13 protein-coding genes are annotated in these 15,073 nt (G+C 52.9%); 9 read left to right on the top strand and 4 right to left on the bottom strand.

Features of this window, described 5'->3' with window-relative positions; genetic code table 11:
- Nucleotides 1-334 precede the first annotated feature (334 nt).
- Genes stiA through ACLJQD_RS15035 form a run of 4 tightly spaced genes read left to right on the top strand, consistent with a single transcriptional unit; the run spans nucleotide 335 to nucleotide 5,260 of the window.
- Nucleotides 335-868: a Sti fimbria major subunit StiA gene (stiA, locus tag ACLJQD_RS15050; protein ID WP_017441540.1), complete on the top strand. Its 534-nt coding sequence runs from the start codon at nucleotides 335-337 to the stop codon at nucleotides 866-868.
- 47 nt (nucleotides 869-915) lie between these two features.
- Nucleotides 916-1,599 (top strand): fimbrial biogenesis chaperone StiB, encoded by a 684-nt coding sequence (stiB, locus tag ACLJQD_RS15045; protein WP_001086408.1) that lies wholly within the window; start codon nucleotides 916-918, stop codon nucleotides 1,597-1,599.
- Between the two features lie 26 nt (nucleotides 1,600-1,625).
- On the top strand, nucleotides 1,626-4,172 hold the full coding sequence (locus ACLJQD_RS15040; protein WP_017441541.1) for a fimbrial outer membrane usher protein: 2,547 nt from the start codon (nucleotides 1,626-1,628) through the stop codon (nucleotides 4,170-4,172).
- A gap of 8 nt (nucleotides 4,173-4,180) precedes the next feature.
- Nucleotides 4,181-5,260, top strand: a complete 1,080-nt coding sequence (locus ACLJQD_RS15035; RefSeq protein WP_017441542.1) for a fimbrial protein — start codon at nucleotides 4,181-4,183, stop codon at nucleotides 5,258-5,260.
- A gap of 111 nt (nucleotides 5,261-5,371) precedes the next feature.
- Here the strand turns inward: ACLJQD_RS15035 and ACLJQD_RS15030 are convergent, their stop codons facing one another.
- A complete protein-coding gene (locus ACLJQD_RS15030; RefSeq protein ID WP_000983418.1) occupies nucleotides 5,372-6,142 on the bottom strand; it encodes an ABC transporter permease in 771 nt (256 codons plus the stop codon).
- Entirely contained in the window at nucleotides 6,139-7,065 is a 927-nt protein-coding gene (locus tag ACLJQD_RS15025) for an ABC transporter ATP-binding protein (protein WP_000150619.1), read from the bottom strand. The genes ACLJQD_RS15030 and ACLJQD_RS15025 overlap by 4 nt, the downstream gene beginning before the upstream one ends.
- 108 nt (nucleotides 7,066-7,173) lie before the next feature.
- On the opposite strand from ACLJQD_RS15025, the gene can reads away from it, so the two are divergent.
- Complete coding sequence (gene can / locus ACLJQD_RS15020; protein ID WP_000651591.1) at nucleotides 7,174-7,836, top strand: carbonate dehydratase; 663 nt, start codon at nucleotides 7,174-7,176, stop codon at nucleotides 7,834-7,836.
- A gap of 57 nt (nucleotides 7,837-7,893) precedes the next feature.
- Here can and hpt read toward each other — a convergent pair whose 3' ends face one another.
- Entirely contained in the window at nucleotides 7,894-8,430 is a 537-nt protein-coding gene (gene hpt, locus ACLJQD_RS15015; protein WP_000683342.1) for a hypoxanthine phosphoribosyltransferase, read from the bottom strand.
- Between the two features lie 205 nt (nucleotides 8,431-8,635).
- Here hpt and ACLJQD_RS15010 point away from each other — a divergent pair, with 205 nt between their 5' ends.
- Nucleotides 8,636-11,026: a glucose/quinate/shikimate family membrane-bound PQQ-dependent dehydrogenase gene (locus tag ACLJQD_RS15010; RefSeq protein WP_017441543.1), complete on the top strand. Its 2,391-nt coding sequence runs from the start codon at nucleotides 8,636-8,638 to the stop codon at nucleotides 11,024-11,026.
- 77 nt (nucleotides 11,027-11,103) lie between these two features.
- On the opposite strand, the gene cueO is transcribed toward ACLJQD_RS15010, so the two are convergent.
- On the bottom strand, nucleotides 11,104-12,714 hold the full coding sequence (cueO, locus tag ACLJQD_RS15005) for a multicopper oxidase CueO (protein ID WP_000946047.1): 1,611 nt from the start codon (nucleotides 12,712-12,714) through the stop codon (nucleotides 11,104-11,106).
- Between the two features lie 201 nt (nucleotides 12,715-12,915).
- Between cueO and ACLJQD_RS15000 the strand changes: the two genes are divergently transcribed.
- The 3 genes from ACLJQD_RS15000 to speD all read left to right on the top strand — a co-directional run bounded on the left by ACLJQD_RS15000 (nucleotide 12,916) and on the right by speD (nucleotide 15,045).
- On the top strand, nucleotides 12,916-13,263 hold the full coding sequence (locus ACLJQD_RS15000; protein ID WP_000846613.1) for a YacC family pilotin-like protein: 348 nt from the start codon (nucleotides 12,916-12,918) through the stop codon (nucleotides 13,261-13,263).
- Nucleotides 13,264-13,369: 106 nt separating this feature from the next.
- On the top strand, nucleotides 13,370-14,230 hold the full coding sequence (gene speE, locus ACLJQD_RS14995) for a polyamine aminopropyltransferase (RefSeq protein ID WP_000829968.1): 861 nt from the start codon (nucleotides 13,370-13,372) through the stop codon (nucleotides 14,228-14,230).
- 20 nt (nucleotides 14,231-14,250) lie between these two features.
- Nucleotides 14,251-15,045: an adenosylmethionine decarboxylase gene (gene speD / locus ACLJQD_RS14990; protein ID WP_000734276.1), complete on the top strand. Its 795-nt coding sequence runs from the start codon at nucleotides 14,251-14,253 to the stop codon at nucleotides 15,043-15,045.
- Nucleotides 15,046-15,073 lie beyond the last annotated feature (28 nt).

Below are 15,073 nucleotides of genomic sequence, written 5' to 3'. Positions count from 1 at the left end.
GTCAGCATGTTTTTTTGGCCGACAATACACTATGACCACGATCATTTTTTATTCAAAAAAATTTGCATTCTTTTTAAAATTGTTAGCAGCCTTCATAGGATCTGGCCCATTAAAGGGTAATCACGGCGATTCAATTAAACAAACACTCACCAAAATAATTGATTAAATATATATTATAAATATTTCATATTTATGTATTCTGAATTTTTCTTCGCTCCGCAAAAATCATCGGACATTATATTTACTCATTCGGCAATAAAAATAACAATAACTTTCCACACTATAGATATTGTTACTATGTCAATATTTATAATATCTTAAAGGATCAAAGATAATGAAACTCACCTTAAAAACACTCACTGTGGCACTGGCTGCCATCACCCTCTCCCCCGCCGCGCTGGCAGACACCGCCAAAGACGGCACCGTACATATCACCGGCCTCATTAAGCAAAACGCCTGTACGGTAAAAACGGATTCAGTAGAGGTGACATTACAGGACGAATTTGCCTCTCTTTTTACTGCCGCAGGGCAGACGGCAGGGGATAAAGACTTCACCATCGAACTCGAAAACTGCGACGCAAACGTCTACAGCAGTGTACAGGCGCGCTTTGAAGGCACACTCGACGGAACCGATGCGACCATCCTGAAAAATGAGGATGATGCTGAGAATATTGGCGTGCAAATTCTTGATAAATCTAGCACCCCTATGACCTTTAACGATCTTCAGGCATGGTCTGCCGCAGTCGTGCTCACAGAGGGGGTGACGGAACTCTCAATGCCTTTCACCGCCCGCTATATCTCCACCGCGGTTCCCGTTAAGTCGGGAACGGTCGATGCAACCGCAACATTCTATCTGCAATATAACTGATCCTGGCGGCCAGCGTCGGCTGGCCCCTTTGTTTATTGAGGTCATCAATGAATTCATTGGCTAAAGCAGGGTTGCTTTGTTGCCTGTTGTGCGGTTCGCTGGCGCATGCCGCAGGGATAAACATCGGCACAACGCGGGTTATTTTTCACGGCGATGCCAAAGATGCGTCCATATCGATAAGCAATAGCGACAACGTTCCCTATTTAATTCAGTCCTGGGCGCAATCAATCAGCGAAACCGGGGCGAGCGGCGATGCGCCGTTTATGGTCACCCCGCCGCTTTTTCGCCTTAATGGCGGGCAAAAGAACGTACTACGAATTATCCGTACCGGCGGCAATTTGCCGGAAGATCGCGAGTCGCTGTACTGGCTGGATATTAAATCGATTCCCAGCAGCAATCCGGACAATAAACACAACACACTCATGCTGGCCGTTAAAGCGGAATTTAAGCTGATTTACCGGCCAAAAGCGTTAACCCAAAAACCAGAAGAGGTTGCCGATCGGTTAACGTGGTCGCGTCAGGGTCGCACGCTCACCGTGAAGAACCCCACGCCCTATTATATGAACTTCGCCACCCTTTCCGTTGGCAGTCAAAAAGTGAAAGCCCCACGCTATGTGGCGCCTTTCGGCAACGCGCAGTACACGCTGCCTGCCGCCGCCAGCGGCCCGATTGTCTGGTCTATCATCAACGATTTTGGCGGTACTGGCCCCGAACATAAACAAACGCCTTGAGAAGAGTGACAGGGATGAGAGTGCCGATGTGCAAAAGGCAACACCGGGTATTTTATTTATCGCGCTGCGCTGTGTGTATCGCGCTGGGCAGCACGTTCGCACACGTTGCATGGGCGCGCGACTATTTCAATCCGGCATTTATTGAAAACCATGGGCAGGCGAGTCGCACAAGCGTCGATCTGTCGACATTTGATAACGACAAAAGCCAGCTGCCTGGCACCTATTACGTCACTATCAATATCAATAAAACAGAAATCGGCGCGCGAAACGTTGATTTTCAACTCACGACGCTCAGTGACGGTCAACAGGCATTACAGGGCTGTTTACGGCTCCAGGAACTAAAAGATAACAGCGTCAAAACCGACCTTTTTCCAACCCTGGAGAGGGAAAAAGGCTGCGTCGATCTCAGCGTTATCCCCGGCGCCAGCCAGCGGTTTGATTTTCAGCAACAGACATTATCAGTAAGCATCCCGCAACTCTACATCGCCAACAACGCGCGCGGCTACGTGCCGCCGGAAAAGTGGCAGGAGGGGATTACCGCGCTAATGCTGAACTACAGTTTCAGCGGCTATAAAGAGTACGGTTCCAGCGAGGATTCCGACGATGCGGAATCGAAGTATCTCGCTCTCCAGCCGGGTTTTAACCTCGGGCCGTGGCGTTTTCGCAACTACAGTAACTGGAGTTCAAATAACGGCGAGAGCGGTAGCTGGAACAGCGTTTATAACTATTTACAGCGCGACATTATCGCGCTGAAAAGCCAGTTCACCGCCGGAGACAGCAATACGCCATCCGACGTGTTCGACAGCGTACCTTTTCGCGGCCTCCAGCTTACCTCTGACGATCAAATGCAGCCCAACAGCCAGCGTGGTTACGCCCCGACGATTCGCGGCATTGCCCGCTCAAACGCGCAGGTTATCGTGCGGCAAAACGGCTATATCGCCTATCAGACTGCCGTTTCGCCGGGCGAATTTGAAATCAACGATATGTTTCCCACCGGCAGCAACGGCGACTATGACGTAACGGTAAAAGAAGCCGACGGCAGCGAACAGCATTTTATCGTGCCCTACTCTTCGCTGCCGATTCTGCAGCGCACCGGACGGGCAAAATACAGCGTGACCGTGGGTAAATATCGCGATTATAACAACCACACGCTGGACGACTTCGGCCAGGCAACCCTGCTGTACGGCCTGCCGTGGGGCATCACCCTGTACGGCGGCAGCCAGATTGCCGGCGATAAATACCAGTCCGTCGCCTTCGGCGTCGGGCAAAATATGCAGATGCTGGGGGCCATTTCCCTGGACGGCATCTGGTCGCACGCCAAATTTGACGATGGCCGCAAAGAAATCGGGCAATCCTGGCGCGTCCGCTACAGCAAGGGCGTCGTCAGCACGGGCACCACGTTTTCGCTGGCCGGCTATCGTTACGCCAGCGAAAACTACAATTCGCTGAGCGAGGTGATCAACCCGGACGACGATTTTTATGATAACTACGGCAAGCGCCATAATCGTTTCGAAGCCTCGGTCAACCAGCAAATTAGCAATACGCTCGGTTCCTTAACGCTAAGTTGGGTCAAAGAAGATTACTGGCACAGCGCGCAGCAGATGGAATCTCTGAGCGCCAGCTACAACAATAGCTGGGGTCCGGTGAGCTATACGCTGAGCTACAGCTATAACAAAAACACCTACCAGTACCGTTCGGACAATGACGATGATGATAACGACGACGATCGTTATAACCAGAACGATCGGCTGTTCACGCTGTCGCTGCACGTTCCGTTTACGGTGTTCGATTCCAGGCTATACGCCAGCTATATGCTGAACACGCGTAAGCATGATGCCACGGTGAACAGCACCACCCTTAGCGGCACCGCGCTGCGTGACAGAAACCTGAACTGGTCGTTACAGCAGAGCCACAGCACACAAGACGGTGATTCCGGCGGGGTAAACGCCAGCTACAAAGGTACTTATGCCAACCTCAACGCCGGTTACAATCAGTCGCCAGATAGCCAACAGGTCAGCTACGGCATCAGCGGCGGCATTCTGGCGCACGAAAACGGTATTACCCTGAGCCAGCCGATTACCGGCGCGGCGATTTTAATTAAAGCGCCCGGCGCCAGCGGCGTTTCGGTTGAAAACCAGACCGGCGTCGCCACCGACTTCCGGGGTTATACGGTGATCCCCAACGTCACGCCGTATTATCGCTACGATATCTCGCTCGACAGCAGCACGTTTGCCGACAACGTGGATATTCCGCTCAACAACCAGACCGTCTATCCGACGCGTAATGCGGTGGTGCGCGCGGCGTATGACACGCATAAGGGCTATCGCGTGTTGTTAACGCTGACGCGCAGCAATGGCGAGCCCGTGCCCTTTGGCGCGACGGCAAGCGTCGATGGGCAGGATGCGAACCTGGCCAGTATCGTCGGCGATAAAGGCCAGGTCTTCCTCAGCGGCCTGCCGGAAGAGGGCCTGCTACTGGTGAACTGGGGAAGCGCCTCTTGCCGTGCGGATTACCGCCTGGATATCAGCAAAAATATGAACGGCATCGTGATGGCGAACGCCGTCTGCCAGTGAGGAACACAATGAAGAATTTATGGATACTGCTGGCGCTGTCGCTATTTTCAGGCCATGCGCTGGCAGAAGGAACGATGGGCAACGGAAGCGGCTGGTGTCAACCCACCAGCGGCACGCATACTTTCTTTTTTCCCCTTGACCAGACCATTACCGATACGGATGAGAACCAGGCAGGGAAAATAGTCAAAGAGAGTTGGTCGGTCGGCGGCGAATACAGCGCCAAGTGCGACTGCGATAATAAAGATTATCGGGGCGTTAACTATTTCACCGCCACGACCGGCGATTTAACACAAAAAGGAACGTACAGCGAAGCGGGTAGCAATGGGCAGCAGATGGATTTTTATGTTCTGGTCGCGGGTAAGCTGGAGATTGGTACGGAAACCTATATCGTCGGTAACCTGAAACAGTATATCCCCGTTCCCTTTTCAGCGATCAGTAATCAGGACCCCACCGCAGGCGGGTGTACGGGCGCGGACATAAACAAAATGTCCGCAGGGAATAAGGGTAACGTGCGTATTTATATTACTCACCCACTGGTAGGTGAAATCACCATTCCTGAGACGACGATTATGAATCTCTATTTGTCAAAAGTGCCGGGCAGCAGCGGAGATAATATTCCCCCTTCCGTTCCACCGATGGCGCACGTCACCCTGTCCGGAACTATTACCGTGCCGCAGTCCTGTTCCATCAACGCCGGGCAGGTTATCGAGGTCAGGCTGCCGGATATTGAGGGCAAAGATATTCGTAATCTCGGCGACAGTCCGCAGAACTCGCACGTCACCACTCAGGTAAACTTTACCTGTAGCAACGTGGCGGACGGCACCAACCTGTCAATGTCATTGAATGGAGAAACCGATCCGCACAACCCGGAATACCTGAAAACCGACAATGAGAATTTAGGGATACGGATTTCCGATAAATACGATAAGACCATCGTTCCCGGCGGTAGCGCCGAATTGCCGATTGAAGATTACACAGACGGTAAAGGCAGCACCGAGTTCACCGCCGCGCCGGTCAATACCACCGGACATGTTCCCCACACCGGAGAATACCAGGCTACCGCCACGCTGGAGATTCAGATTCGCTGAGAGAAGCGTTGGGTTTCAGCAAGCCCCCCCACCTACAGTCCCGTAACCCATTGATATTACGGGCCCGTAGATGGGGTGAAGCAAAGTGCAACCCAACGCCCCTGTCAACGCTTAACTGCGCAACCCGCGCCCACGCTGGATCAGCGACCAGCACAGCAGGTAGAAAGCGGCGATAAAGATCACCAGTACGCCAAACGTCGTCACCAGCGGCACATCATGGATACCCAGGAAGCCGTAGCGGAAGCCGCTGATCATGTAGACGATCGGGTTCAGGTGCGACAGCCCTTGCCAGAACGGCGGCAACAGCGTCAGCGAGTAAAATACCCCGCCGAGGTAGGTTAGTGGCGTCAGCACAAAGGTCGGGATCAGGCTGATATCGTCAAAGGTTTTCGCAAACACGGCGTTCAGCAGTCCGGCCAGCGAGAACAGAATCGCGGTCAGAATCAGCGTTAGCGCGACAAATACCCAGGAATGCACCTGGAAAGGCACGAAAAAGAGCGAAATCGCCGTCACCAGAATCCCCACGCACAGCCCGCGCGCCACGCCGCCGCCGACAAATCCGGCGATGATCACGTGCGTTGGTACCGGCGCGACCAGCAGTTCCTCAATATTGCGCTGAAACTTGGCGCTAAAAAATGACGACGCGACATTCGCGTAGGAGTTAGTAATAACCGCCATCATAATCAGGCCCGGCACAATAAATTGCATATAGCTAAAACCATGCATTTCGCCGATGCGCGAACCAATCAGGTTGCCGAAAATAATAAAATAGAGCGTCATGGTGATGACGGGCGGCACCAGCGTTTGCACCCAGATCCGCATAAAGCGGTGGATCTCTTTCGCCCAGATGCTTTTAAGGGCAACCCAGTAAAGCTGCATCATGCGCGATCTCCTTGTTTTTCATGCACCAGCGACACAAACAGTTCTTCCAGACGGTTGGCTTTATTACGCATACTTAATACCTGTACCCCCTGCTCGCTCAGTTGGCTAAAGACGCTGTTAACCCCCTGCTCGCGTAACACTTCCACCTCCAGAGTCGAGGTATCCACCAGACGATATTGATAACCCGTAAGCTTAGGTAGCGGGCTTTTTGGCGCTAAATCCAGAATAAACGTCTCCGATTTCAGCTTTGAAAGCAGATTTTTCATGGAGGTATTTTCCACCAGCTCGCCGTGCTGAATAATACCGATATTACGGCACAGCATTTCCGCCTCTTCCAGATAGTGGGTGGTGAGAATAATGGTGGTGCCTTTGGCGTTTAAGTCTTTCAGGAATCCCCACATCGAGCGACGCAATTCGATATCGACACCCGCCGTCGGCTCGTCGAGAATCAATAGCTTAGGTTCATGCATCAATGCGCGGGCGATCATCAGGCGGCGTTTCATCCCACCGGACAGCATCCGCGCGCGTTCATGACGTTTTTCCCACAGATCGAGCTGTTTTAAATACTTTTCGCTACGTAAAACCGCCTCTTTATGTTCCACGCCGTAGTAACCGGCCTGATTCACTACGATCTGCTGCACCGTTTCAAACGGGTTAAAGTTAAACTCCTGTGGCACCAGTCCAAGCTGTCGCTTGGCGTTAACCACGTCTTTTTCCAGGTCGTAACCAAAAACGTTAACGCGCCCGGACGTTTTATTAACCAATGAGCTGATAATACCGATGGTGGTCGATTTCCCTGCTCCATTTGGCCCCAGAAGCGCGTAAAAATCCCCCGCTTCGACCTGCAAATCTATGCCGCGCAGCGCCTGAACGCCGCCGGGATAGGTTTTTTTAAGTTGTTGAAGTTCCAGCGCAATGGTCATAAATTCTCACTTACTTTACGTTCTTACACTTTATATATGGTTTAAATAACTACGGAGTTGCCCTATATTAGCCCAACGCACTTATTTGGTTACAGGTCGTTAACTTCCATGAAAGACATAGATACACTCATCAGCAACAATGCACTATGGTCAAAAATGCTGGTGGAAGAGGACCCCGGATTTTTTGAGAAACTGGCGCAAGCGCAAAAACCGCGCTTTCTATGGATTGGATGTTCCGACAGCCGCGTTCCCGCAGAGCGTTTAACCGGGCTTGAACCGGGCGAATTGTTTGTTCACCGTAATGTGGCTAACCTGGTTATTCACACCGATCTGAACTGTCTCTCCGTGGTTCAGTATGCGGTAGATGTTCTGGAAGTTGAGCATATTATCATTTGCGGCCACTCCGGTTGCGGCGGTATCAAGGCTGCGGTAGAAAACCCTGAGCTGGGCTTGATTAATAACTGGCTGCTGCATATCCGCGACATCTGGCTTAAACATAGCTCGCTGTTGGGAAAAATGCCCGAAGAGCAACGTCTGGACGCGCTCTATGAATTGAACGTCATGGAGCAGGTCTATAACCTGGGGCATTCCACCATTATGCAATCAGCGTGGAAACGCGGGCAGAATGTGACCATTCACGGCTGGGCGTACAGTATCAATGATGGCCTGCTGCGCGATCTTGACGTCACCGCCACCAACAGAGAAACGCTGGAGAACGGCTATCATAAGGGTATCTCCGCCCTAAGTCTGAAATACATTCCCCACCAATAAGCCATTAGCTATAGGCCGGATAAGTCGCTTTAGCGACGCCATCCGGCATTTCTGCTCTTACTCGTCCAGCAGCACCACTTTACCCACATACGGTAGATGGCGATAACGCTGGGCGTAGTCGATACCGTAACCGACTACAAATTCGTCCGGAATCGAAAAGCCAACGAACTCAACCGGCACGTCCACTTCGCGGCGAGACGGTTTATCCAGCAGCGTACAAATCGCCAGCGATTTCGGCTCGCGTAGGCCCAGGATTTCACGGACCTTCGACAGCGTATTACCGGAATCAATAATGTCTTCAACAATCAGCACGTCTTTACCGCGAATATCCTCATCCAGATCTTTGAGGATTTTCACGTCGCGGGTGGTGGACATGCCGCTACCATAACTGGAGGCGGTCATAAAATCGACTTCATGAGGAACCTGGACTTCACGGCACAGGTCCGCCATAAACATAAATGAGCCACGCAACAGACCTACCAGCACCATTTCACTGCCGCTGTCTTTATAACGTTCGGTAATCTGACGACCCAGCTCGGCAATACGTGCTTTGATCTCCGCTTCGGGGATCATGACTTCAACAGTATGTTTCATATTTATAACCATATGATTTAAAAACAAATCACTCAATGCCGGTGACTAATAACGCCGCATTGACGCGCAAGGCACGCAGTATAACAGCAAACGTATTCATTCGCGGCATTTGATAAGAAAGCTCATTTTGTGATGACGATCACACATGTTAATTCCTATACTTAATTGCTACTAAAAAATTAACAATTTGGGATGGTGTCTTTTTATGGCAGAAAATAACGCACGATCGCCACGATTACTCGTGACGCTGACGGCCCTCTTTGCAGCACTTTGCGGGCTGTATCTTCTTATCGGAGGTGTCTGGCTGGTTGCTATTGGCGGTTCCTGGTACTACCCCATCGCGGGCCTCGTGATGCTGGTTGTGGCCGGATTGCTATGGCGCAGTAAACGTGCCGCGCTGTGGCTGTATGCCGCCCTGCTGCTGGCGACAATGATTTGGGGCGTGTGGGAAGTCGGGTTCGACTTCTGGGCGCTCACGCCGCGTAGCGATATCCTGGTGTTTTTCGGCATCTGGCTAATATTGCCGTTTGTCTGGCATCGGCTGGTGGTTCCTTCCAGCGGCGCAGTAGCGGCACTGGTCGTGGCGCTGCTGATTAGCGGCGGCATTCTGACCTGGGCTGGCTTCAACGACCCGCAGGAGATCAACGGTACGCTTCGCGCCGACGCCACGCCCGCCGCAACAAGCTCGTCGATCGCCGACGAAGACTGGCCGGCCTATGGACGTAATCAGGAAGGCCAACGCTATTCGCCGCTGAAACAGATCACTGCGGATAACGTTCACCAACTGAAAGAAGCGTGGGTCTTCCGCACCGGCGATCTGAAACAACCCAACGATCCGGGCGAAATCACCAACGAAGTGACCCCGATTAAAGTCGGCGATACGCTTTATCTGTGTACAGCTCACCAGCGTCTGTTCGCGCTGGACGCCGCCAACGGTAAAGAGAAGTGGCATTTTGATCCTCAGTTGAAGACCGATTCGTCTTTCCAGCATGTGACCTGCCGCGGCGTCTCTTATCATGAGGCCAAAGCGGATACCGCCTCGCCGGAGGTCATCGCCGACTGTCCGCGCCGCATTATCCTCCCGGTCAATGACGGTCGCCTTTTCGCGGTGAATGCCGAAACCGGCAAGCTGTGTGAAACCTTCGCCAACAAAGGCGTCCTGAATCTGCAAACCAATATGCCGGACACCACGCCGGGACTGTATGAACCGACGTCGCCGCCGATTATCACCGATAAAACGATTGTCATTGCCGGTTCGGTCACGGATAACTTCTCTACCCGCGAAACATCCGGCGTTATCCGTGGTTTTGATGTTAATAGCGGTAAACTACTGTGGGCCTTCGATCCGGGGGCGAAAGATCCGAACGCGATTCCAGCCGATGAGCACGCTTTTACCTTTAACTCGCCGAACTCCTGGGCGCCTGCCGCCTATGATGCGAAACTGGATCTGGTCTATCTGCCGATGGGCGTGACCACGCCGGATATCTGGGGCGGTAACCGCACGCCGGAGCAGGAACGTTATGCCAGCTCCATTCTGGCGCTGAATGCCACCACCGGGAAACTGGCCTGGAGTTATCAGACCGTCCATCACGATCTGTGGGATATGGACCTGCCGGCACAGCCGACGCTGGCAGATATTACCGTTGACGGTACTACCGTTCCGGTTATCTATGCGCCAGCGAAAACCGGTAATATCTTTGTGCTCGACAGACGTAATGGCGAGCTGGTCGTGCCCGCCCCGGAAAAACCGGTCCCACAGGGCGCGGCAAAAGGCGATTACGTCGCCAAAACTCAGCCGTTCTCTGATTTAACTTTCCGCCCGAAAAAAGATCTCTCCGGCGCGGATATGTGGGGCGCGACCATGTTCGACCAACTGGTGTGCCGCGTTATGTTCCACCAGTTGCGCTATGAAGGTATCTTCACCCCGCCGTCCGAGCAGGGGACATTGGTATTCCCTGGCAACCTGGGGATGTTTGAATGGGGCGGTATTTCCGTCGATCCAGACCGTCAGGTCGCTATCGCTAACCCGATGGCGCTGCCGTTTGTCTCGAAGCTGATCCCACGCGGCCCGGGTAATCCGATGGAGCCGCCGAAAGACGCGAAAGGTACCGGAACAGAAGCGGGTATTCAGCCACAGTACGGCGTACCGTTCGGCGTCACGCTGAATCCGTTCCTTTCGCCGTTTGGCCTGCCGTGTAAACAACCGGCCTGGGGCTATATTTCCGCGTTGGATCTGAAGACCAATGAAATCGTGTGGAAGAAACGTATAGGGACGCCGCGCGACAGTATGCCGTTCCCGATGCCGGTTCCGGTGCCGTTCAACATGGGGATGCCCATGCTCGGCGGGCCAATCTCAACCGCCGGTAACGTGCTGTTCATTGCCGCGACCGCCGACAACTACCTGCGCGCTTATAACATGAGCAACGGGGAAAAACTGTGGCAGGGACGTTTACCCGCCGGAGGCCAGGCAACGCCGATGACCTATGAGGTAAACGGTAAGCAGTACGTGGTCGTTTCTGCCGGAGGCCACGGTTCGTTTGGTACGAAGATGGGCGACTATATCGTGGCCTATGCTTTGCCTGACGACGCGAAATAACCATTAATGCCCGGCGTATGCCGGGCATTGTGCCGGGTGGCGGCTTCGCCTTACCCGGCCTGCGTCACAGACATCGGTCAGACCGTAAATCCTAACATCATTCCCGTATCTTCATGTTCTAACAGATGACAGTGCGCCATATAGGCATGTTCCTTCGGCGCGTCGTGATCGAACTTGACCAGCACTTCGCTGATACCGCCCTCAACGCGTACCGTATCCTTCCAGCCCGTTCTGTGCGCCGCTGGCGCTTTGCCGTTCTCTGACAGAATACGGAACTGCGTGCCGTGAATATGGAAAGGATGCAGCATCATGTCGCCCACGCCGGAAATCACCCAACGTTCATGTCGGCCTTTTTGCGCCGCGAACATCGGTTTGTTCATATCGAAGACCTGGCCGTTGATAAAGTTAGCGTTATGGAAGTCGAATTTTCCGCCGTGATTCATATTGCCCATCGCGCCATGATTCATCCCGCTGTGATCCATGTTGCCATGATCCATCTCGCCATGCCCCATATTGCCGCCCTGCATATGCGCGTTCATGCTGTCATGATCCATGCCGCTCATCGCCTGAGCGCCATATTTCTTCATCAGCATTTGCATCCCCATCATATCAAGGCGCGGGTCCATCGACAGTTTCAGGTTGCGCACCGTCAGCCCTTCCAGCGACGGCAGCGCCGGCATCGTCGTCAACGTATCCGGCAGCGTACCGGAGGCGGTAATCCGCAGCGGCTGGATACGCATCACCGGATGCGGTTTATCAAACGGAGCGATCGCCATTCCCATCTGGCTGACCGGCAGGGTCACCAGATCAAAGGCTTTCCCGTCGCTGATATCCACCAGCACTTCAAAACGCTCGCCCATTAATAACGGCAGTTCGGTGACTTTCACCGGCTCCGCCAGCAGGCCGCCGTCGCTGGCGATCACATAAAGCGGACGATTATCGCTGGCGGCGATATTCAGCGAACGCGCATTACAGCCATTTAGCAAGCGCAGACGTAGCCAGCCTTTCGGCGCGGAATGCTGCGGATAGATAGCGCCATTGGTCAGCAGCGTATCGCCAAACCAGCCGACGGCGGCGGTCATAATATCCAGTTGATAATCAATCTGGCCATCGGCGGAGAAGCGTTTGTCCTGAATGATCACCGGTACATCGTCGATGCCCCACTGTTTCGGCAGGCGCAATTTGCGAATCTCGTCATCTTCAATCAGCACCAGTCCGGCAAGGCCCATCGCCACCTGGCGCCCGGTTTTGCCGTGTTTGTGCGGATGAATCCAGCAGGTCGCGGCGCGTTGCTCCGGCGTAAACGTCACCGTGCGGGTTCCGCCTGCGGGAATAATCCCCTGCGGGCCGCCGTCGACGATGCCCGGAATCTCCAGACCATGCCAGTGAAGCGTCGTGTCTTCGGCCAGTTGGTTATGGATATCAACGGTCACGCTTTTTCCTTTGTGAAGCTGTACCGCTGGCCCCAGCAAATTACCGTTGTAGCCCCAGGTTGTCGCGTTCTTACCGGCGAATGTCGACTGTCCGGCTTTAACAATTAACTGCATACGGTTGCTCGCATCTGCCGTTAACAGGTCAGGAATAGGCAACGCGGGACGTTCGGCGGCAAAAGCGGCGCGGCTCCACAGCGGCAGCGCTGATGCAACCCCCAGCGCCACTGAATATTTTAAGAAATCACGGCGTAACATAATCATTTCCTTATAATGAACAGGCGGGTGTCTAAGCTTAGACCCTGCCCTAACGGGAAGGTCAAGCCAGCAACACGTCTTTACCATTCCTGACAGCAATACAATAAGAATGAAAACGCCGCGACCAATCCTGATAATAAAAGTCGTCGCTACGTTCTCAGTATGCTAACGTTGACTTTCCCTGATGCCGTGGTAGAAGCAATGAAGACGTTTTTCAGACCCGTGTTGTTTGGCAGCCTGATGGCCTTATGCGCAAATAGCTATGCGCTTACTGAATCCGAAGCTGAAGATATGGCCGATTTAACGGCAGTTTTCGTTTTTCTGAAAAATGACTGTGGTTACCAAAATTTACCCAACAGTCAGATTCGCCGTGCGCTGGTCTTTTTTGCCCAGCAAAATCAGTGGGACCTGAGTAACTACGACACCTTCGATATGAAATCGTTGGGCGAAGACAGCTACCGCGATCTTAGCGGCATCGGTATTCCGGTCGCTAAAAAATGCAAAGCTCTGGCCCGCGATTCTCTGAGCCTGTTAGCCTACGTTAAATAATCCTCCGCGATCCTATTGCTGAAATAATGACCGTGCATCCACGGTCATTGTTAGCTATGATGTTGCGCCCTTTTTTTACGGGTGTTAACAATGGAGGTATCAGCCAATGGCCGAAAATACGATGTGGCATGAAACGCTACACGACCAGTTTGGTCAGTACTTTGCCGTCGACAACGTTCTGTATCATGAAAAAACCGATCACCAGGATTTAATCATCTTTGAAAACGCCGCTTTTGGCCGCGTGATGGCGCTGGACGGCGTGGTACAGACCACCGAACGCGACGAGTTTATTTATCATGAAATGATGACCCACGTCCCGCTGCTGGCGCACGGTCATGCGAAACACGTTCTGATTATCGGCGGCGGCGACGGCGCAATGCTACGTGAAGTTACCCGGCATAAAAATGTCGAAACCATCACCATGGTAGAGATAGACGCTGGCGTAGTCTCGTTTTGCCGCCAGTATTTACCCAACCACAATGCCGGCAGCTACGACGATCCGCGCTTTACGCTGGTGATCGACGACGGCGTGAATTTCGTCAATCAGACCCATCAGACCTTTGATGTGATCATTTCCGACTGTACCGATCCGATAGGCCCCGGCGAAAGCCTGTTTACCTCCGCCTTTTATGAAGGCTGTAAGCGTTGCCTGAATCCGGGCGGCATTTTTGTCGCCCAGAACGGCGTGTGCTTCCTGCAACAGGATGAAGCGCTCGACAGCCACCGCAAGCTGAGTCATTACTTCAGCGATGTCGGCTTCTACCAGGCGGCGATTCCGACCTATTACGGCGGCATTATGACCTTCGCCTGGGCGACGGACAACGACGCTCTTCGTCACCTGTCGAGCGAAATTATTCAGGCGCGTTTTCATGCCGCCGGCCTCAAATGTCGCTATTACAACCCGGCTATTCATGCCGCTGCATTTGCGCTACCGCAATATCTACATGACGCACTGTCCGCACAGTGACGTTAAGGAGGTGATAAAAATTGAAAAAGCTGAAACTGCATGGCTTTAACAATCTGACGAAAAGCCTGAGTTTTTGTATTTACGATATCTGCTACGCCAAAACCGCAGAAGAGCGCGATGGCTATATCGCCTATATCGATGAACTCTATAACGCCAACCGACTGACCGAAATCCTGTCGGAGACCTGCTCCATTATCGGCGCGAACATCCTGAACATCGCCCGTCAGGATTATGAACCCCAGGGCGCCAGCGTCACGATTCTGGTGAGCGAAGAGCCGATCGACCCGAAACTTATCGATCAAACCGAACATCCCGGCCCGCTGCCGGAAACCGTGGTGGCGCACCTCGATAAGAGCCATATCTGCGTGCATACCTATCCGGAAAGCCATCCGGAAGGCGGGCTATGCACCTTTCGCGCCGACATCGAAGTGTCAACCTGCGGGGTGATTTCACCGCTAAAAGCGCTCAATTACCTGATCCACCAGCTAGAGTCCGATATTGTCACCATCGATTACCGCGTGCGCGGCTTTACGCGCGACGTCAACGGTATGAAGCACTTTATCGATCATGAGATTAATTCTATTCAGAATTTTATGTCGGAAGATATGAAGTCGCTGTATGACATGGTGGATGTAAACGTGTATCAGGAAAATATTTTCCATACCAAGATGCTGCTTAAAGAGTTCGATCTTAAGCACTACATGTTTCACACCAAACCGGAAGATCTCACTGAAACCGAACGCCAGGAGATCACCGCCGCGCTGTGGAAAGAGATGCGCGAGATTTACTACGGCCGCAATATTTCTGCGGTCTGATTCACCACTGGCAGCGCCTGACGGCGCT

This window comes from Salmonella sp. SAL04214, assembly GCF_046550615.1.
GTDB classification, from domain to species: domain Bacteria; phylum Pseudomonadota; class Gammaproteobacteria; order Enterobacterales; family Enterobacteriaceae; genus Salmonella; species Salmonella enterica.
This window is presented reverse-complemented; position numbering and strand designations above follow the sequence as displayed.